At 73.0% G+C, this 17,685-nt stretch carries 18 protein-coding genes; 5 read left to right on the plus strand and 13 right to left on the minus strand.

Features of this window, described 5'->3' with window-relative positions; translation table 11 throughout:
• Window positions 1–57: 57 nt before the first annotated feature.
• Window positions 58–603 carry a hypothetical protein gene (locus tag BG452_RS36055; protein ID WP_188308571.1) on the minus strand — a complete coding sequence of 182 codons (546 nt, stop codon included), beginning with the start codon at window positions 601–603 and terminating at the stop codon, window positions 58–60.
• 154 nt (window positions 604–757) lie between these two features.
• Between BG452_RS36055 and BG452_RS36060 the strand changes: the two genes are divergently transcribed.
• A complete protein-coding gene (locus tag BG452_RS36060) occupies window positions 758–1,432 on the plus strand; it encodes a PhzF family phenazine biosynthesis protein (protein WP_188308553.1) in 675 nt (224 codons plus the stop codon).
• Here the strand turns inward: BG452_RS36060 and BG452_RS36065 are convergent.
• From BG452_RS36065 to BG452_RS36080, 4 genes are all read right to left on the minus strand, one after another.
• Window positions 1,402–2,019 carry a VanZ family protein gene (locus tag BG452_RS36065; RefSeq protein WP_317621391.1) on the minus strand — a complete coding sequence of 206 codons (618 nt, stop codon included), beginning with the start codon at window positions 2,017–2,019 and terminating at the stop codon, window positions 1,402–1,404. The two genes, BG452_RS36060 and BG452_RS36065, sit on opposite strands and share 31 nt — an antisense overlap.
• A gap of 103 nt (window positions 2,020–2,122) precedes the next feature.
• Window positions 2,123–2,443, minus strand: a complete 321-nt coding sequence (locus BG452_RS36070; protein ID WP_188308555.1) for a hypothetical protein — start codon at window positions 2,441–2,443, stop codon at window positions 2,123–2,125.
• Entirely contained in the window at window positions 2,440–3,978 is a 1,539-nt protein-coding gene (locus BG452_RS36075) for an ATP-binding protein (protein WP_188308556.1), read from the minus strand. The genes BG452_RS36070 and BG452_RS36075 overlap by 4 nt, the downstream gene beginning before the upstream one ends.
• Before the next feature lie 52 nt (window positions 3,979–4,030).
• Entirely contained in the window at window positions 4,031–4,708 is a 678-nt protein-coding gene (locus tag BG452_RS36080) for a response regulator (RefSeq protein WP_188308557.1), read from the minus strand.
• A gap of 355 nt (window positions 4,709–5,063) precedes the next feature.
• Between BG452_RS36080 and BG452_RS36085 the strand changes: the two genes are divergently transcribed.
• Window positions 5,064–5,957, plus strand: a complete 894-nt coding sequence (locus tag BG452_RS36085) for a SigE family RNA polymerase sigma factor (RefSeq protein ID WP_411293077.1) — start codon at window positions 5,064–5,066, stop codon at window positions 5,955–5,957.
• A 185-nt stretch (window positions 5,958–6,142) separates the two neighbouring features.
• Here the strand turns inward: BG452_RS36085 and BG452_RS36090 are convergent, their stop codons facing one another.
• The 5 genes from BG452_RS36090 to deoC form a co-directional block, all read right to left on the minus strand.
• Window positions 6,143–6,781, minus strand: coding sequence for an ATP-binding protein (locus tag BG452_RS36090; protein WP_411293075.1), 639 nt, complete (start codon window positions 6,779–6,781; stop codon window positions 6,143–6,145).
• Window positions 6,782–6,828: 47 nt separating this feature from the next.
• Window positions 6,829–7,236 carry a hypothetical protein gene (locus tag BG452_RS36095; protein WP_188308572.1) on the minus strand — a complete coding sequence of 136 codons (408 nt, stop codon included), beginning with the start codon at window positions 7,234–7,236 and terminating at the stop codon, window positions 6,829–6,831.
• A gap of 213 nt (window positions 7,237–7,449) precedes the next feature.
• On the minus strand, window positions 7,450–8,355 hold the full coding sequence (locus BG452_RS36100) for an aldehyde dehydrogenase family protein (protein WP_188308558.1): 906 nt from the start codon (window positions 8,353–8,355) through the stop codon (window positions 7,450–7,452).
• Entirely contained in the window at window positions 8,348–9,844 is a 1,497-nt protein-coding gene (locus BG452_RS36105) for an aldehyde dehydrogenase family protein (RefSeq protein WP_188308559.1), read from the minus strand. Before BG452_RS36105 ends, BG452_RS36100 begins: the two co-directional genes overlap by 8 nt.
• A 5-nt stretch (window positions 9,845–9,849) precedes the next feature.
• The gene (gene deoC / locus BG452_RS36110) at window positions 9,850–10,836 is read right to left on the minus strand and encodes a deoxyribose-phosphate aldolase (RefSeq protein ID WP_188308560.1); all 987 of its coding nucleotides are present in this window, start codon (window positions 10,834–10,836) and stop codon (window positions 9,850–9,852) included.
• A gap of 179 nt (window positions 10,837–11,015) precedes the next feature.
• On the opposite strand from deoC, the gene BG452_RS36115 reads away from it, so the two are divergent.
• Window positions 11,016–11,696 carry a PH domain-containing protein gene (locus BG452_RS36115; protein ID WP_188308561.1) on the plus strand — a complete coding sequence of 227 codons (681 nt, stop codon included), beginning with the start codon at window positions 11,016–11,018 and terminating at the stop codon, window positions 11,694–11,696.
• A gap of 110 nt (window positions 11,697–11,806) precedes the next feature.
• Here BG452_RS36115 and BG452_RS36120 read toward each other — a convergent pair whose 3' ends face one another.
• The 3 genes from BG452_RS36120 to BG452_RS36130 all read right to left on the minus strand — a co-directional run bounded on the left by BG452_RS36120 (window position 11,807) and on the right by BG452_RS36130 (window position 15,097).
• A complete protein-coding gene (locus tag BG452_RS36120; protein WP_188308562.1) occupies window positions 11,807–13,525 on the minus strand; it encodes a phospho-sugar mutase in 1,719 nt (572 codons plus the stop codon).
• A 165-nt stretch (window positions 13,526–13,690) separates the two neighbouring features.
• Window positions 13,691–14,512: a purine-nucleoside phosphorylase gene (locus BG452_RS36125; protein WP_188308563.1), complete on the minus strand. Its 822-nt coding sequence runs from the start codon at window positions 14,510–14,512 to the stop codon at window positions 13,691–13,693.
• 147 nt (window positions 14,513–14,659) lie between these two features.
• Window positions 14,660–15,097, minus strand: a complete 438-nt coding sequence (locus tag BG452_RS36130; RefSeq protein WP_188308564.1) for a gamma-glutamylcyclotransferase — start codon at window positions 15,095–15,097, stop codon at window positions 14,660–14,662.
• 96 nt (window positions 15,098–15,193) lie between these two features.
• Here BG452_RS36130 and BG452_RS36135 point away from each other — a divergent pair, with 96 nt between their 5' ends.
• Both BG452_RS36135 and BG452_RS36140 read left to right on the plus strand, forming a co-directional pair.
• A complete protein-coding gene (locus tag BG452_RS36135) occupies window positions 15,194–16,645 on the plus strand; it encodes an NAD(P)H-quinone dehydrogenase (protein WP_188308565.1) in 1,452 nt (483 codons plus the stop codon).
• A 200-nt stretch (window positions 16,646–16,845) separates the two neighbouring features.
• Window positions 16,846–17,685 (plus strand): DeoR/GlpR family DNA-binding transcription regulator (locus tag BG452_RS36140; RefSeq protein ID WP_188308566.1); only part of this gene is annotated, 840 nt, incomplete at its 3' end.

Below are 17,685 nucleotides of genomic sequence, written 5' to 3' on the forward strand. Positions count from 1 at the left end.
GGCCCGTCCGTCCCCGTTCGAAGGCGGGGGCGGACGGGCCGTCCGGTGTTCCGGGGCTCAGCCGGCCGGCTGCTGCGGCGGCTGCGGCGGGGCGGGCTGGGCGTACGGGTTGTCCGCCACCGGCTGGGCCGGCGCGCCCGGCTGGTACGGCACGGCACCCTGCGGCGGCACCGGCTGGCCGGGCTGACCGAGCTGGCCGGGCTGGCCCGGCTGCGGCGCGTTCGGGTTGAACGTGGCCGCGTTGGGGTTGTACGCCGCGTTGGGGTTGTACGGCGCGTTCGGGTTGAACGCCCCGGCCGGCGGGGTCGGCTGGTTCTTCGCGTTGCTGCGCTCGACGACGGCCTTCACCGTGGCGACGATCATCGCGACCGGCAGGATCAGCGCCTGGAAGAAGATCCGGTAGGTGCCGCCCTCGAAGACGAACGCGAGGTAGTAGGCGTACCCGGCGAACGCGAGGCCGACCACGACGTTGAGGATGCGCAGGCCGACCTTCAGCCCGGCGAGCGGCAGCACGCCGAGGACCACCATGATGACGCCGCTGAGCGCCAGCAGGACGACGTACCAGGAGAAAACGGGTTCGGCGCTGAAGTCGAGATTGTTCAAGGGGGTTTCCTGTGGGAGGAGAAAAACGACGGGAACCGTCCGGGGACGAGAGCGCACAGTACTGGAGGCGACCGACATCCGTCGTCGCCTTTTCATCACGGTGTCGTTGCGCTGTGTCGGAGCCGCGCCGGAACGGTAATTGACGAGGTGGGAAATGACTGGCCATGAGGTGCTGCGGGTCTTCTGCGGACCGGACGGGCGGCACGGCAATGAGCTCGGCGTGGTGCGCGACGGCGCCGCCCTGCCGGAGCGGGCGGACCGGCAGGCCTTCGCCCGCGAACTCGGCTTCAGCGAGACGGTGTTCGTCGACGACCCGGAGCGCGGGGAGATCGACATCTACACCCCCGGCGTGCGCCTGCCCTTCGCCGGCCACCCGTGCGTGGGCGCCGCCTGGCTGCTCGGCGCGGACCGGCTGGTCACCGCGGCCGGTGTGGTGACGGTGCGGCGCGAGGGCGGGCTGACCCTGATCGGGGCCCGGCCCGAGTGGGCCCCGGGGCGCACCCTGCGGCAGTACGGCTCGGCGGCCGAGGTGGAGGCGCTGGAGGTGCCGCCGCCGGGGGAGTGGATCTACGCCTGGGCCTGGCAGGACGAGGCGGCCGGCACGGTCCGGGCGCGGGCCTTCCCCGGCCGGGGCGACGGGATCGACGAGGACGAGGCGACCGGCGCGGCGGCCCTGCTGCTGGCCGCGCGGCTCGGGCGGGCGCTGACGATCACCCAGGGCCGGGGTTCGCAGCTGCTGGCCGGCCCGCGTCCGGACGGGCTGGTGGAGGTCGGCGGCCGGGTGGAGGCGGCGCCGGGTCAGCGGACGGGCGGGGTCGGTTCCGCGTAGGCGCGCGGACGGGCCGCGGGCGCGACCGTCACCGTCGGGGTGACGGTCGCGGCCACCGCCGGGACGGTCAGGACGGCGATCCGCGGGGTCCGGGGCTTGGCGCGGTGGTCCCGCAGCAGTCGGCGCAGGCCGGGGACGAGGGCGAGGTGGGTGATCATCACGCCGAGCACGGCGAACAGTATGTGGTCCACGTTGAGCACGTGCCCGGGCGTCCAGGAGGAGAGGAACTCCAGACCGGTCGCCAGCAGGGCGGAGGCACCGGTGGTGCGCAGGAAGGACGGCAGCCAGGGGGCCCGGAGCCGGCCGCCGGCCAGCGGGAGCAGCAGGCCCAGCGGGGCGAGCAGCAGGAACTCGCCGACCACCTGCCAGGCGGTGGAGGAGCGGAGCGAGGCCAGCGGCGTCAGGTTGGCGTCGTACACCCAGGCCACCGGCAGCGGTCTGAGCACCAGCCAGAGCGCCAGCGTCAGGTGGAGGGCCAGGCCCGCCACTCCTGCCAGCCGGAAGGGACGGTGGACGCCCGCCGCCGGCCTGGTCTCGGTCCGTGCGCCGGAACGCTCGTCGCGTGTCCTGGTGCCATCTCGCTGCACGGGGGGAAGGACGTGGGCCGGTGGCGCGGCGGTTCCACACCCGGGCGTGAACATTCCGGGCCGCGCCCCGTTCCCCCCGTCCCAGCGGCCCGGCTGGCCGCGCCTACCGGCAGGGCGAGGCCGTCGGCACCGCGCTGAAGGCGTTGTCCGGCGGCGGTGAGCCCGGTGCCACCGGGGTGGGCGAGGGGCTCGGGCTCGCACTCGTCTTGGCCGCGCCGCGGGCCGGGGTGGCGGTCGGGGCTGGTCCGGGCGGGGTGGCCAGCGCGGTCGGTATGTGCGGGGCGCTCGGGCAGGCCGTCCGGCTGGCGGGCGCGCCGGCGTCGACCGGCACGGCGGTCGGCCGGATGCCGCAGCCGGTGGCCAGCGCGAGCAGCAGCAGTGCGCCGGCGGTGCGGCGCAGGGTGGTGCGGGTGGGGGAGGTCACATGGCGTCCTTGTGCTCGTCGTCGCCGGCCTGGCCGCGCGCGGCCCCGCCCGCGGACGGCGGCGGCTGGGTCAGCGGCAGGGTCAGGGTGAACACCGCGCCGACCTCCCCGTTCGCCGCCGTGATCGTCCCCCCGTGGATCTGGGCGTTGGCCATCGCGATGGACAGCCCCAGACCGCTGCCCTCCGAGCGGGCCCGCCCGCGGTCGGCCTTGTAGAAGCGGTCGAAGACGTGCGGCAGCACGTCCTCGGGGATGCCGGGGCCGCTGTCGGAGACCTCGACCACGACCGAGTCGTCGGTCTGCCGGACCTTGACCCGCACCGGCGAGCCGCCGTGCTTGAGGGCGTTGCCGATCAGGTTGGCGAAGACCACGTCGAGCCGGCGCGGGTCGACCACGGCCAGGATGCCGCGCGGGGCGTCCAGTTCGACCGCGTCGTACCAGGCCCGGCCGTCGATGCAGGACATGATCAGGTCGGCGACGTCCACCTCGTCGGCGACCAGCCTGGCGGTGCCGGCGTCGAAGCGGGTGACCTCCATCAGGTTCTCCACCAGGTCGGACAGCCGCCGGGTCTCGCTCACCACGAGCCGGACGGCCGGCTCGATCATCGGGTCCAGCGACTCGGCCTCGTCCTCCAGGATGTCGGTCACCGCGGTCATCGCGGTCAGCGGGGTGCGCAGCTCGTGCGACATGTCGGCGACGAACCGCCGGCTCTGCGCCTCGCGCGCGCTCAGCTCCTCGACCTGTTCGTGCAGCGATTCCGCGGCCCGGTTGAAGGTCCGTGCGAGGTCGGCGAGTTCGTCCGAGCCGTCGACCTCCAGCCGGGTGTCCAGGTGGCCCTCGCCGAGCCGCTTGGCGGCCTCGCCGAGCCGCTTGACCGGCCGCAGCACGGTCGCCGAGGCGGCCTGGGCGAGCAGGGCCGAGCCGATCAGCGCGAGCAGGGTCGCGATGGCCAGCGACCAGCCGAGCGTGTTGAGGTCGGCCCGCTCGTTCTCCAGCGACTTGAACATGTACGCCGTCGGCCCGTTCGGCACCACCTTGGTGCCGCCGATCACGAACGGGCGACCCGCCAGGTTCTGCCGCTGCCAGTACAGGTGGTACGGGTACGGGTTGTTCTCGGTGACCTCGCGCGGCTTGGCGACGGTGGACTGCAGCGGCGCCGGGACGTCGGCCAGGGTGAACTTCGCCGGGTCGGAGGAGGCCGGGCACTCGGGGTGCGCCGGGTCGACCACGACCACGTCGTAACTCAGCCCGGAGCTCGCCACGTTGGAGGCCAGCGTGGCGAGTTCCGGACAGCTGGCGTTCAGCGGCAGGTCGGAGACGTTGCGGCTGAGCGAGACCCGGAAGTCGTTCAGCGCGGTGTCCTGGGCGCGCTTGAGCACCGCGTCGCGGTTCAGCCAGTACGCGATGCCGGAGGCCGAGACGGCGGCGAGCAGCGCGACGGCCGCGAACACCGCGATCAGCCGCACCCGCAGGGAGCGCAGCCGCCGCCACGGGCCGGACGGGAACCGCCGGGCAGTCTGCTGATGGTCAGTCACAAGAGCCTGTCGTGTGCGGGAGTTCGGGGACGAAGCCGGGAGCGGGCCGGGGTCAGGAGGGCGGGTCCAGCCGGTAACCCACGCCCCGGACGGTGCGGATCAGGGTCGGCGCGGACGGCACGTCCTCGACCTTGGCCCGCAGCCGCTGCACACAGGCGTCGACCAGGCGGGAGTCGCCGAGGTAGTCGTGCTCCCAGACCAGCCGCAGCAGCTGCTGGCGGGAGAGCGCCTGGCCGGGGCGGCGGCTGAGTTCCAGCAGCAGCCGCAGCTCGGTCGGGGTGAGCTGGAGGTCCTGGCCGTCCTTGGTGACGGTCATCGCGGCCCGGTCGATCACCACGCTTCCGTAGGCGGAGGAGTCCGAGCTCTCCCGCTCGCCGCGCCGCAGCACGGCGCGGATCCGGGCGTCCAGCACGCGTGGCTGGACCGGCTTCACCACGTAGTCGTCGGCGCCGGACTCCAGCCCCACCACCACGTCGATGTCGTCCGAGCGCGCGGTGAGCAGGATGATCGGCAGCTGGTCGGTGCGGCGGATCCGACGGCAGACCTCGAAGCCGTCGATCCCGGGCAGCATGACGTCCAGCACGATCAGGTCGGGCCGCTGCTCCTTGAAGAGCCTCAGTCCGTCTTCGCCGGAGGCGGCGGTGGCCACACGGTGGCCCTGGCGGGTGAGGGCGAGTTCGAGGCCGGTCCGGATGGCGTCGTCGTCCTCGATCAGTAGGAGGAAAGGCACGGCCCCATTTTGGCCCACCGGAAGCGCTGAATCACCCCCCGGACCGGTCACTGACCGTATGGGAACCGGAAGGACGGCCACCGGCGTCCGGTACGGAGGGAGATGGAACGGGACGAAGGGCCCACCCCTGTGACACCCCTGTGACAGTCGGCGGACAGCGCCATCACAACCGGCGGGCAGGATTTTCCATGTCGCCGCAGGACAGCGGGCCGCAAGGGCCGGCTGGAGGGCGGCAACAGGAACCGCTCGTACCGAACCAAGGGGGCGCACGATGAACGCCATGCTTCAGACCCGGACCAACCCGGCTGTCCGCACCGCGCGTTCCGCAGCGACCACCCACCGGACCCGGTACGAGATCAGGACCGACGAGAACTCCGGTGCCGTGACCGTACGGGGGTGCGCGCACAGCACCGGTGGAAACCCTGTCGCCCGCCGGGTGAGCGGCGGCGGCAGGACGGGGGAGCTGTACGGGATCGGCCGACCGGGGAGTGCGGCCGACTCCGCCACCACCCTCACGCTGCGGGGGATCCTCCCCGTCCGCGTCGAGGGTACGGACGCCCGGGGGGGCGACCGGGGGAACAACGGCCTGCGGACGGTCGGTTCGGGGGAACCGACCGGCCGCGAGGCCGCCGGTGCGACGCTGCTGCGGCTGAACCCCGCACCGGCCCGCACCACCGAGGCGGGACAGGGAGACGCGCAGGGGGAGCACCCGGCCGTCGCGGAGGACCACATCACGGAGTTCACCGCGTACGTGCGCGAGCGCCGCGCCTCCCTGTACGCCACGGCGTACCACCTCACCGGTGACCGCTACGAGGCCGAGGACCTGCTGCAGAGCGCGCTCTTCAGCACCTACCGCGCCTGGGGCCGGATCACCGACAAGGCCGCGGTCGGGGGCTACCTCCGCCGCACCATGACCAACCTGCACATCTCCGCCTGGCGGCGCCGCAAGGTCAACGAGTACCCGACCGAGGAGCTGCCGGAGACGGCCGGCGACACCGACGCGATGGGCGGCACCGAGCTGCGCGCCGTGCTCTGGCAGGCGCTGGCGAAGCTGCCGGAGAACCAGCGGACCATGCTGGTGCTGCGGTACTACGAGGGCAAGACCGACCCGGAGATCGCCGACGTGCTGGGGATCAGCGTCGGTACGGTCAAGAGCAGCATCTGGCGCGCGCTGCGCCGGCTGCGCGACGACGAGCACCTGAACAAGTCGGGCGACACCGCCCGGGCGTTCGGCGAGCTGGTCGCGTAGGGATCGGGGACAGGACTCCCGTCGGGGGACGGGTAGCGGACGGTTACGGTTCGGGGGCGCCGGCTCGGGGGAGCGGTGTCCGTGGGGAGCCGACGCCGTTCGGAAGGCGACGGGCCCGGTGCGGGGGAGACGCACCGGGCCCGTCGTCGTTCGTCCGTTCCGGGGCGGCTCGGAGCGCCGACGGCTCAGACCGCCGACAGCTCCCGCGGACCGGCCGCCGCGCGGACCCGCCGCTCGGCCTCCGCCCCGGTGCACGGGTGGGAGCCCAGCTCGACCTGCCGCCCGACGATGGCCCGCTCGGCCCGCATCAGCCGCAGGCCCCGGCGCAGCAGCACCGGCAGCGACTTGCGGCCCTCGCGGACGTCCCGGCGCAGCCGGCGCCAGGCCGTGGTGAGCGCGCCGTTGCGCAGGCACAGGGCGTCGCCGAGCAGGCCCTCGGCCGCGCAGGCGGTGACGATCTCGGCGGCGAAGATGCCCTCGGCGATGAACGCGGTCGCGCCGGCCAGGTCCAGGGTGCGGGTGGAGATCCGGCCGTTGTCCGGGATCGAGTACACCGGCACCTCGGTGCGCCCGTGCCCGTGGAGCGCGCGGATGGCGGCGACGGCCTGGTCGCGGTGCCAGGCGAGCGGGGAGTCCCAGTCGACGGCGCCGTCGGGCAGCCGGGGGAGGGTGGGGTCGTCCCCGTCCTTGTAGAAGTCGTCCAGCTGGAGCACCGGCAGGCCGCTGCGTTCGGCCAGCGAGGACTTCCCCGATCCGGAGGGCCCGGAGAGCAGGATCACCCGGGCGTGGGCTGTCGGCGCGGGATTCATGGGGGAGTCACTCACGGGACACCAGTCTGACGCATCCGGGCCGGTTGCCGAAACCGGTCGGCTCACACCTGCTGGGATTCGGGGTCGGCGAGGGCGACGTGGATCACCGGCAGGTAGCGGCTGTCGGCCTGGAGGTACACCGGGCGGCCGCCGCCGGGCGGCTGGTAGCCGGTGGCGGCCCAGTCCTGGGAGTGCCAGGTGTCGGGCTCGGGCTCGTGGAAGGTGCCCCCGGTGGGCAGTTCGACCGGGCCGGCCCCACTGGTGCGGAAGGTGACCGTGGCGGCACCCGGGGTGATGGCCAACTTCCCGTTGACGTAGGCGCGTTGCCAGCCGGGCCGGTCGGACCGGGCGGAACAGGGCACCCGGACGGCCTTTCCGGCGGCCAGCCGCCGGCGGACCCGGGCCACGTGCCACCTGCGGACGAACCCGTCCGCGAGCAGCGGCATCAGCTCGGCGATCAACTCTCCCACGGCGCCCCCTCGGTGGTGTCGGTACCGGGAATTCTGGTCCGGACGCACACGCACGGCGAGCGCCGAAAGTCGGCGGGCACGGTGACGAAAGTCGACGGACCCGCGCCAGGGGGGGAGAGGCGCGGGTCCGTCCAATGACCGTCCGGGCCCTGGGGGGGAGAGGGCACTGGGGACGGCCAGTCTGTGGAGTTGTGACGCGGGTTCGACGGAGGGTCAGATCCCCATCGGGTGCCAGACCGTCTTCGTCTCCAGGAAGGAGAGTAGCCGGTCGGTACCGGGCGCATCGGTCCAGTCCCGGGCGAACGGGTCCAGCTCCGGACGGACCACCCGCTTGAGGGTATCCGCGGCGGCGGCCTCCAGGGCGGCCGCCGCGCCGGGGCCGTCGGCGGCGATCGCGCCGGTGAGGTCCAGCGCGTTGACGTCCTGGTGCGAGGCCAGGGTGGGGGCGATGTCCGCGGTCCGGCCCGAGATGATGTTGACCACGCCGCCGGGGACGTCCGAGGTGGCCAGCACCTCGCCCAGGGACAGCGCGGGCAGCGGGGCGTCCGCGGCGGCCGCGACCACGACCGTGTTGCCGGTGGCGATCGCCGGGGCGATCACCGAGACCAGGCCGAGCAGCGAGTGCCCGTACCCGGCCTGCGGGGCGACGATCCCGACCACGCCGGTCGGCTCCGGGGTGGAGAGGTTGAAGTACGGCCCGGCCACCGGGTTGGCGCCGCCCGCGATCTGGGCGACCTTGTCCGTCCAGCCCGCGTACCAGACCCAGCGGTCGATCGCGGCGTCCACCAGCGCGGCGGCCTTCTTCGGGCCGATGCGCTCGGAGAGGGACACCTCGGCGGCGAACTGCTCGCGCCGGCCCTGGAGCATCTCGGCCACCCGGTACAGCACCTGGCCGCGGTTGTACGCGGTGGTGCCGGCCCAGCCCTTGACCGCCGCGCGGGCGGCCAGGACGGCGTCCCGGGCGTCCTTGCGGGTGCCCAGCGGGGCGTTGGCGATCCACTCGCCCTTTGCGTCGGTCACCTCGTACACCCGCCCGCTCTCGGAGCGCGGGAACTTCCCGCCGACGTACAGCTTGTAGGTCTTGAGGACGTCAAGACGCGCGAAGGTCGTGTCAGACATCTCGGGCCTCGACATTCAGGTAGGACTCCAGACCGTGGCGGCCACCTTCGCGGCCGTAACCCGACTCCTTGTAGCCGCCGAACGGCGAGGTCGGGTCGAACTTGTTGAAGGTGTTGGCCCAGACCACGCCGGCCTTGAGCCGGTTGGCCATCCAGAGGATGCGCGAGCCCTTCTCCGTCCAGACGCCGGCGGAGAGGCCGTACGGGGTGTTGTTGGCCTTCTGGACCGCCTCTTCGGGGGTGCGGAAGGTCAGCACCGACAGCACCGGGCCGAAGATCTCCTCCTGGGCGATCCGGTGGGCCTGGCTGACGCCGGTGAACAGGGTCGGCTTGAACCAGAAGCCGGTGCCCGGGAGTTCGCACTCCGGCGACCAGCGGTCCGCGCCCTCGGCCTCGCCGGCGTCGGTCAGCTCGGTGATCCGGGCCAGCTGGGCGGCCGAGTTGATCGCACCGATGTCGGTGTTCTTGTCCAGCGGGTCGCCGACCCGCAGGGTGGCCATCCGGCGCTTCAGGGCGTCCAGCACCTCGTCCTGGACGGACTCCTGGACCAGCAGGCGCGAACCGGCGCAGCAGACGTGGCCCTGGTTGAAGAAGATGCCGTTGACGATGCCCTCGACCGCCTGGTCGATCGGCGCGTCGTCGAAGACGATGTTGGCGGCCTTGCCGCCCAGCTCCAGCGACAGCTTCTTGCGGCTGCCGGCCAGCTGCTTGGCGATCGCCCGGCCGACCGGGGTGGAGCCGGTGAAGGCGACCTTGTTGACGTCCGGGTGCGCGGTGAGCGCGGCGCCGGTGCGGCCGTCGCCGGTGACGATGTTGACGACGCCCTTCGGCAGACCGGCCTGGCGGCAGATCTCGGCGAAGCGCAGCGCGGTCAGCGGGGTGGTCTCGGCCGGCTTCAGGACGACCGTGTTGCCGGTCGCCAGCGCGGGCGCGATCTTCCACGCCAGCATCATCAGCGGGAAGTTCCACGGGATGACCTGGCCGGCCACGCCCAGCGGGCGCGGGTTGGCGCCGAAGCCGGCGTAGTCCAGCTTGTCCGCCCAGCCCGCGTAGTAGAAGAACCACGCGGCGACGGTCGGGATGTCGAAGTCGCGGGTCTCGCGGATCGGCTTGCCGTTGTCCATCGACTCCAGCACGGCCAGCTCGCGGGCGCGCTCCTGGATGATCCGGGCGATCCGGAACAGGTACTTGGCGCGCTCGCTGCCCGGCAGCGCCGACCAGTCGGCGAAGGCCTTGCGGGCGGCGGCGACGGCGCGGTCCACGTCCTCGTCGGTGCCCTGGGCGAACTCGGCGAGCACCTGCTCGGTGGCCGGGTTGACCGTCTTCAGGGCCTCGCTGCCGGAGGAGTCGACGAACTGGCCGCCGATGAAGTGGCCGTACGAGGTGGCGATGTCGCCCGCGGCGGCGGGGGACTCCGGGGCCGGGGCGTAGCTGAAGAGGCCTCCGGCGGGCTTGGCCGCGGGCTCCTCGATGTACTTCTTCTTGGCCATGGTGATCAGTCCACCGTCACGTAGTCGGGGCCGGAGTAGCGGCCGGTGGCGAGCTTCTGGCGCTGCATCAGCAGGTCGTTGAGCAGGCTGGAGGCACCGAAGCGGAACCAGTGCGGGGTCAGCCAGTCGTCGCCGAGCGTCTCGTTGACCATCACCAGGTACTTCATGGCGTCCTTGGTGGTCTTGATGCCACCGGCGGGCTTCACGCCGACCTGGACGCCGGTGGCGGCGCGGAAGTCGCGGACCGCCTCCAGCATCAGCAGGGTGACCGGCGGGGTCGCGTTGACGGTGACCTTGCCGGTGGAGGTCTTGATGAAGTCGGCGCCGGCCAGCATCGCCAGCCAGGAGACCCGGCGGACGTTGTCGTAGGTCTGCAGCTCGCCGGTCTCGAAGATCACCTTGAGGTGGGCGTAGCTGCCGTCGGCGCGCTTGCACGCCTCCTTGACGGCGACGATCTCGTTGTAGACGTCGAAGTAGCGGCCGGAGAGGAAGGCGCCGCGGTCGATCACCATGTCGATCTCGTCGGCGCCCGCGGCCACCGCGTCGGCGGTGTCGGCGAGCTTGACCGGGAGGGCGGCGCGGCCGGCCGGGAAGGCGGTGGCGACCGAGGCGACCTGGATGTCGGTGCCGCGCAGGGCGTCCTTCGCGGTGGCGACCATGTCCGGGTAGACACAGATGGCGGCGACGCGCGGGGTGGTCGGGTCGGTCGGGTCGGGGGTCCTGCCCTTGGCGCACAGGGCGCGCACCTTGCCGACCGTGTCCGCGCCCTCCAGCGTGGTCAGGTCGATCATGGAGATCGCCAGGTCGATGGCGTAGGCCTTCGCCGTGGTCTTGATCGAGCGGGTACCGAGGGTGGCGGCTCGCGCCTCAAGGCCGACCTGGTCGACGCCGGGCAGGCCGTGCAGGAAGCGGCGGAGCGAGGCCTCGGACGCCGCAACGTCCGCGAGGCCGCTGCCCGCAACGCCGGGGGCATTGGCTGCAACAGTGGACATAGTCACCAGACCAGCATATCTACGCGCGTAGCCAACCGCTAGGGCGCCCACCTTTCCCACTGTCTTTCGTGGCCGGACCGAGACCTCGGGCGCCCCCCGCCCGCCGGGCCGACCGGGCCCGCCATTCGTGGCCGGACCGAGACCCGCTGGTGAGGGGTGCATGGGGCAGAATCGACGCCATGACCGAATCCGACGGCAAGCCCCACCAGGGCCCGGCCGCCCCCGGCGGGGAACCCGAGTACGCGGACCGCGTGTACCGCTCCGTCCCCGGCGTGATCTCCGGAGTGTTCCTGCTGGCCGTCGCCGGCTGGCTGATCGGCGACGCGGCGCTGACCGGCACCGGCAAGACCCCGTACGTCGCGCTCGCCGCGGTGCCGGTGTTCGCCTTCCCGGTGATCGCCTACACGCTGCGCCCGGCGGTGTTCGCCAACAGCACCGCCCTGGTCGTCCGCAACCCGTGGCGCACCATCACCGCCCCCTGGGCCTCGGTCGACGCGCTGCGCGCGGGCTACTCGGTCGAGCTGCTGTCCGGCGAGAGGAAGTACCAGGTGTGGGCCGTCCCGGTGTCGCTGCGCCAGCGCAAGCGCGCCACCCGGGCCCTGAGCCGCAGCAACGCCGAGCACGCCTCCCGGACGGGCCTGGGGCTGGGCCTCGCCAGTCGTACCAACCCGGTCGTCCAGGGCTCCCCGGACCCGACCCGCGCCTGGTCCGACCAGGTGACCGACGTCCTCCAGGAGATGGCCGAGCGCTACGGCACCCGCCCCGACGCGGCCGGCCCGGTGACCGTCCGCTGGTGCTGGTGGGTCATCGCCCCGGCGCTGGCCGGCCTCGCCGCCCTGGTCACGGTGATCTCGGTCTGATCCCGGAGCGCGTGCTCCGCTCCTGCCCCAGGGGTCCCGGTGCACGGGCCCCGACGCACGAGGGCCCGCCGGTTCGGAAACCGGCGGGCCCTCTCACGTACGGCGGCGGGTCAGATCCCCGCGGCCTCGGCGAGGTCCCGCTTGACGGTGGCGAGCAGCTCGGCGGCGCGCTCGCGGGTGGCGGCCAGGTCGGCGGCGCCGGCGACCGGGAGGACGACCTCCAGGTAGCACTTGAGCTTGGGCTCGGTGCCGGAGGGGCGGACCACGATCCGGGCCGAGCGCACGGCCTCGCCGGCCAGGTAGTAGCGCAGGCCGTCGGTGGGCGGCAGCTCGGCGGAGCCGGCCGCGAGGTCGTCGGCGCGGGTGACGGCCAGCCCGGCCAGCACGGTCGGCGGCTGCTCGCGCAGCCGGCGCATGGCGTCGGCGATCAGCGAGAGGTCCTGCACCCGGACGGACAGCTGGTCGGTGGCGTGCAGGCCGTGCTCCAGCGCCAGGTCGTCCAGCAGGTCGCTCAGCGTGCGGCCGGACCGCTTGAGCGTGGCGGCGAGCTCGGCGACCAGCAGGGCGGCGGTGATGCCGTCCTTGTCCCGGACGCCCTGCGGGTCGACGCAGTAGCCGAGCGCCTCCTCGTAGCCGTAGCGCAGGCCTTCGGCGCGGGAGATCCACTTGAAGCCGGTCAGCGTCTCGGCGTAGGCCAGGCCCGCGGCCTCGGCGATCCGGCCGAGCAGGGTGGCGGAGACGATGGTGGTGGCGAAGGTGCCCTCGGCCTTCTTGGCGACCAGGGCGGAGCCCAGCAGGGCGCCCACCTCGTCGCCGCGCAGCATCCGCCAGCCGGAGGTGCCGTTGCCGCTGCCCGCCGCGTTGCCGTTGACCGGGACGGCCACCGCGCAGCGGTCCGCGTCCGGGTCGTTGGCGATCACGATGTCCGGGCCGACCGCGGCGGCGGTGCGGAAGGCGAGGTCCATCGCCCCCGGCTCCTCCGGGTTGGGGAAGGCCACGGTCGGGAAGTCCGGGTCGGGCTCGGCCTGCTCGGCGACCACGGTCGGCGCGGGGAAGCCGGCCCGGCGGAAGGCGGCGACCAGGGTGTCGCGGCCGACGCCGTGCATCGGGGTGTACACCACGTCCAGCTCGCGCGGGCTGTGCTCGTCGACGATGGTGACGGCGCGGTCCAGGTAGGCCTCGACGACGTCCTCGCCGAGCACCTCCCAGCCGTCCTCGGCGCGCGGGACGTCGTCCAGCGAGCCGATCGCGTCGATCTCGGCGGCGATCCCGGCGTCGGCCGGCGGGACGATCTGCGAGCCGTCGCCCAGGTAGACCTTGTAGCCGTTGTCCTGCGGCGGGTTGTGGCTGGCGGTGACGGTGACGCCGGCGGCCGCGCCCAGGTGGCGGACCGCGAAGGCGAGCACCGGGGTCGGCAGCGGCCGCGGCAGCAGCGCGGCGCGCAGGCCGGCCCCGACCACCACGGCGGCGGTGTCCCGGGCGAAGTCGTACGACTTGTGCCGGGCGTCGTAGCCGATCACCACGAGGTCGCCGAGGCCCTGCTTCCGCACGTACGCGACCAGGCCGGCGGCGGCCCGGATCACCACGGCGCGGTTCATCCGCATCGGGCCCGCGCCGAGTTCGCCGCGCAGGCCGGCGGTGCCGAACTGGAGGCGGTCGGAGAACCGCTCGGCGAGCTCGGACCAGGCGAGGGTGCTGTCCTCCTCGGCCTCCGGGCCCTCGGCCCGGGCCAGCAGGGCGGTCAGCTCCTCACGGGTCTGCGGGTCGGGGTCCTCGGCCAGCCAGGTCCGGGCCCGGGCGAGGAGGTCGGTCGTGGGTGCCTGCGTCATGGTGCGTGCTCCATCGGGAGTGCGTCGGGGTGTCGTCCGGAGGGTTTCGCGCGAAGGGAGGAAGAAGGGGTGCGCACATGCGGACGGGGCCCGCGGGAGGGCGTGATCAGCGGATCACGCCGCCCGTGGGCCCCGTCGTTCATGATTCTGTGTGCCCGGCGGGCGTCAGATCCGCTCCAGGACCTTCGCCAGCAGCTCGCCCATGCGCTCGGCGGAGGCCTTGCCGGCCTCCAGGACCTCTTCGTGGTTGAGCGGCTCGCCGGTGATGCCGGCGGCCAGGTTGGTGACCAGGGAGATGCCGAGCACCTCGGAGCCGGCCTCGCGGGCGGCGATGGCCTCCAGGGTGGTGGACATGCCGACCAGCTCGCCGCCGATCACCCGGGCCATGTTGACCTCGGCCGGGGTCTCGTAGTGCGGGCCGCGGAACTGGACGTAGACGGCCTCGTCCAGGCTCGGGTCGATCTCACGGCACAGCTCGCGCAGGCGCTTGGAGTACAGGTCGGTGAGGTCGACGAAGTTCGCGCCGACGATCGGGGAGTCGGCGGTCAGGTTGATGTGGTCGCTGATCAGGACCGGCTGGCCCGGGGTCCAGCCCTGGCGCAGACCGCCGCAGCCGTTGGTCAGCACGATGATGCCGCAGCCGGCCGCGGCGGCGGTGCGCACGCCGTGGACGACGGTGGCCACGCCGTGGCCCTCGTAGTAGTGGTTGCGGCCCAGGAAGATCAGGGCGCGCTTGTCGCCGATCTTCACCGAGCGGATCGTGCCGGCGTGGCCGGCCACGGCGGGGGCGGGGAAGCCCGGGAGCTCGGTGACCGGGAACTCGGCCACGGTCTCGCCCAGGGCGTCGGCGGCCGGCACCCAGCCGGAGCCCATCACCAGGGCGACGTCGTGCCGCTCGGCACCGGTCAGCTCGCGCAGGCGCTCGGCGGCGGCCTGGGCGGCGGCGTAGGGGTCGGCGGAGACGACCGACTGAGGAGAAGCGTTCACGGGTCCGAGGATAGACGGCTTTCGGCTACGCGCGTAGAAAATCGGCCGCGGCTTGCCGGATCGTTACCCGGTTGACCCGAAAACACAGCTCGGTGGCGCTTTTCGGGTGACCGGCTTTGTTGATACGTACGGAAATCAGACCGGCGATCAGCACGGCCGGCGGCGCAGGTCCAGCACGTAGTCGTGCGGCGCCCCGGAGCTCTCGGCGGCGTCGGCGATCAGACCGAGGTAGCGGGCCGCCGGCAGGCCGCCCTCGTAGTCGTTGAGCACGTACGTCCAGACCTGGATGTCGCCGTCCAGGGTCTGCGCCCGCAGCTTGATCTTGCGGTAGATGCCGAGCTGGACGCCCTCCCAGCGGTCCAGGCCCTCCTCGTCCATCGGCGCGACGTCGTAGAGGGAGACGAAGACCTGCTCCTTCTCGTCCTCGACGACGGTGGCCAGCGAGCCCTCCCAGCCGAGCTGTTCGCCACCGAAGGTGAGCCGCCAGCCGTCCAGCCACCCCGTGCCGCGGTGCGGGGAGTGCGGGGCTCGGCGGGTCATCTGCCGGGCATCGAGGTTGGTGGCATACGCGGCGTAAAGGGGCATGGGTGCAGCGTAGCCCGGTCGGCGCACGGGGCGGGGCCAGTGGACGAAGCTACGAGCGCGGACCCCGTTGTGGCGCCGTTCCCGGCGTGCGGGACAATGGGGTACGTGACTCGGATCGTGATCATCGGTGGCGGACCCGGCGGCTACGAGGCGGCCCTGGTGGCCTCTCAGCTCGGCGCGGAGGTGACCGTCGTCGACCGCGACGGTCTGGGCGGATCGGCGGTGCTCACGGACTGCGTTCCGTCGAAGACCCTGATCGCGACCGCGGAGGTGATGACCACCTTCGACAGCTCGTACGAGGAACTGGGCATCACCGTCGACCAGGACGGCTCCGCCGGGCGGGAGAGCAAGGTCATCGGCGTGGACCTGGGCAAGGTCAACCGCCGCGTGAAGCGCCTGGCGATCGCGCAGTCCCACGACATCACCCAGTCCGTCACCCGCGCCGGGGTCACCGTGCTGCGCGGCCGCGGCCGGCTCGGCGCCGGCGGGCAGGCCGTGGACGGCTCCCGCGAGGTGCTGGTGGACGGCCCCGACGGCAGCGTGCAGTCGCTGCGCGCCGACGCGGTGCTGATCGCCACCGGCGCCCACCCGCGCGAGGTGCCGGACGCCCTGCCGGACGGCGAGCGGATCCTCACCTGGACCCAGGTGTACGACCTGGAGGAGCTGCCCCGCGAGCTGATCGTGGTCGGCTCCGGCGTCACCGGCGCCGAGTTCGCCGGCGCGTACCAGGCGCTCGGCTCCAAGGTCACCCTGGTCTCCAGCCGCGACCGGGTGCTGCCGGGCGAGGACCCGGACGCCGCCGAGGTGCTGGAGGACGTCTTCCGCCGCCGCGGCATGAACGTGATGAGCCGCACCCGGGCCGAGAGCGCCAAGCGGATCGGCGACCGGGTCGAGGTGACCCTCTCCGACGGCAGGGTGATCGAGGGCACCCACTGCCTGATGGCGGTCGGCTCGATCCCCAACACCGCGGAGATGGGTCTGGAGGAGGCCGGGGTCAAGCTCAACGACTGGGGCCAGATCCAGGTCGACCGGGTCTCCCGCACCAGCGCCCCGGGCGTGTACGCGGCCGGCGACTGCACCGGAGTCTTCATGCTCGCCTCGGTGGCGGCCATGCAGGGCCGGATCGCGATGTACCACGCGCTCGGTGACGCGGTGCAGCCGCTGAACCTCAAGACCGTGGCCTCCAACGTCTTCACCGACCCGGAGATCGCCACCGTCGGCTACACCGCCGCCGACGTGGAGTGCGGCAAGATGGACGCCGTCGTGGTCAAGCTGCCGCTGCGCGGCAACCCGCGGGCGAAGATGCAGGGCATCCGGGACGGCTTCGTGAAGCTGTTCTGCCGCCCGGGCACCGGCATCGTGGTCGGCGGCGTGGTCGTCGCCCCCCGGGCCAGCGAACTGATCCACCCGATCGCGCTCGCGGTGGACGCCAATCTGACGGTCGAACAGGTGGCCAGCGCGTTCACCGTCTACCCGTCCGTCTCCGGCTCGACCGCCGAGGCCGCCCGGCAGCTGCACATCCGCAAGCGGGTCGACGGCGAATCCTGAGCCCGAGGCGCACAGTTGAGGGCGGTCGCCGATCGGTGGCCGCCCTTCGCGCAGGCATGATCATCACCCGGACGGCGGGCGCAGTTCCGGGTTGTTGACGGCGCGTATTGTACGGTCACGCGCCGCTCTTGCGTGAGCAATTCCCGCTACCAGCTGCAAACGCCTGAAAGCAGACGGTCACGCAGGTTACCGTCGGTTCTGTGTTTGCAGCAGAACGTCGCCAGTTGATCCTCGAAATGGTGCGCGCCAACGGAGCCGTCTCGCTCCGGGAGTTGGCCCGCGTCGTCCAGACCTCCGAAGTGACCGTGCGCCGGGACGTGCGGGCGCTGGAGGCAGAAGGGCTCCTCGACCGCCGGCACGGCGGCGCGGTGCTCCCCGGCGGCTTCAGCCGCGAACCCGGATACCCGCAGAAGACCCACCTGTCCGCGGCGGAGAAGAGCGCCATCGCGGACCTCGCCGCCGGACTGGTGGAGGAGGGCGACGCGGTGGTGGTCGGCGCCGGCACCACCACCCAGGAACTGGCCCGCCGGCTGGCCCGGGTGCCCGGGCTGACGGTGGTCACCAACTCGTTGCTGGTCGCCCAGGCGCTGGCGCACGCCAACCGGGTCGAGGTGGTGATGACCGGCGGCACCCTGCGCGGCTCCAACTACGCCCTGGTGGGCAGTGGGGCCGAGCAGTCGCTGCAGGGGCTGCGGGTCACCAAGGCCTTCATCTCCGGCAGCGGGCTGACCGCCGACCGCGGGCTGTCGACCGCGAACATGCTGTCCGCGAGCGTGGACCGGGCCATGGTGCTGGCGGCCGCCGAGGTCATCGTCCTCGCCGACCACACCAAGCTCGGCGCGGCCGGCATGTTCCAGACCGTCGCCACCGAGACCATCACCCGGCTGGTCACCGACGAGCAGGCCACCGCCGACGACGCCACCGCCCGCGAGCTGGACGCGCTCGCCGACTGCGGGGTGCAGATCGACCTGGCGCCGCTCGGCGCCGCACCCGGCGGGGACGCCCCGGTGCACGGCACCGGCAGCGGCCCGGTGCACCAG

The sequence above is a fragment of the Streptomyces sp. CBMA123 genome, assembly GCF_014596465.1.
GTDB lineage: Bacteria > Actinomycetota > Actinomycetes > Streptomycetales > Streptomycetaceae > Kitasatospora.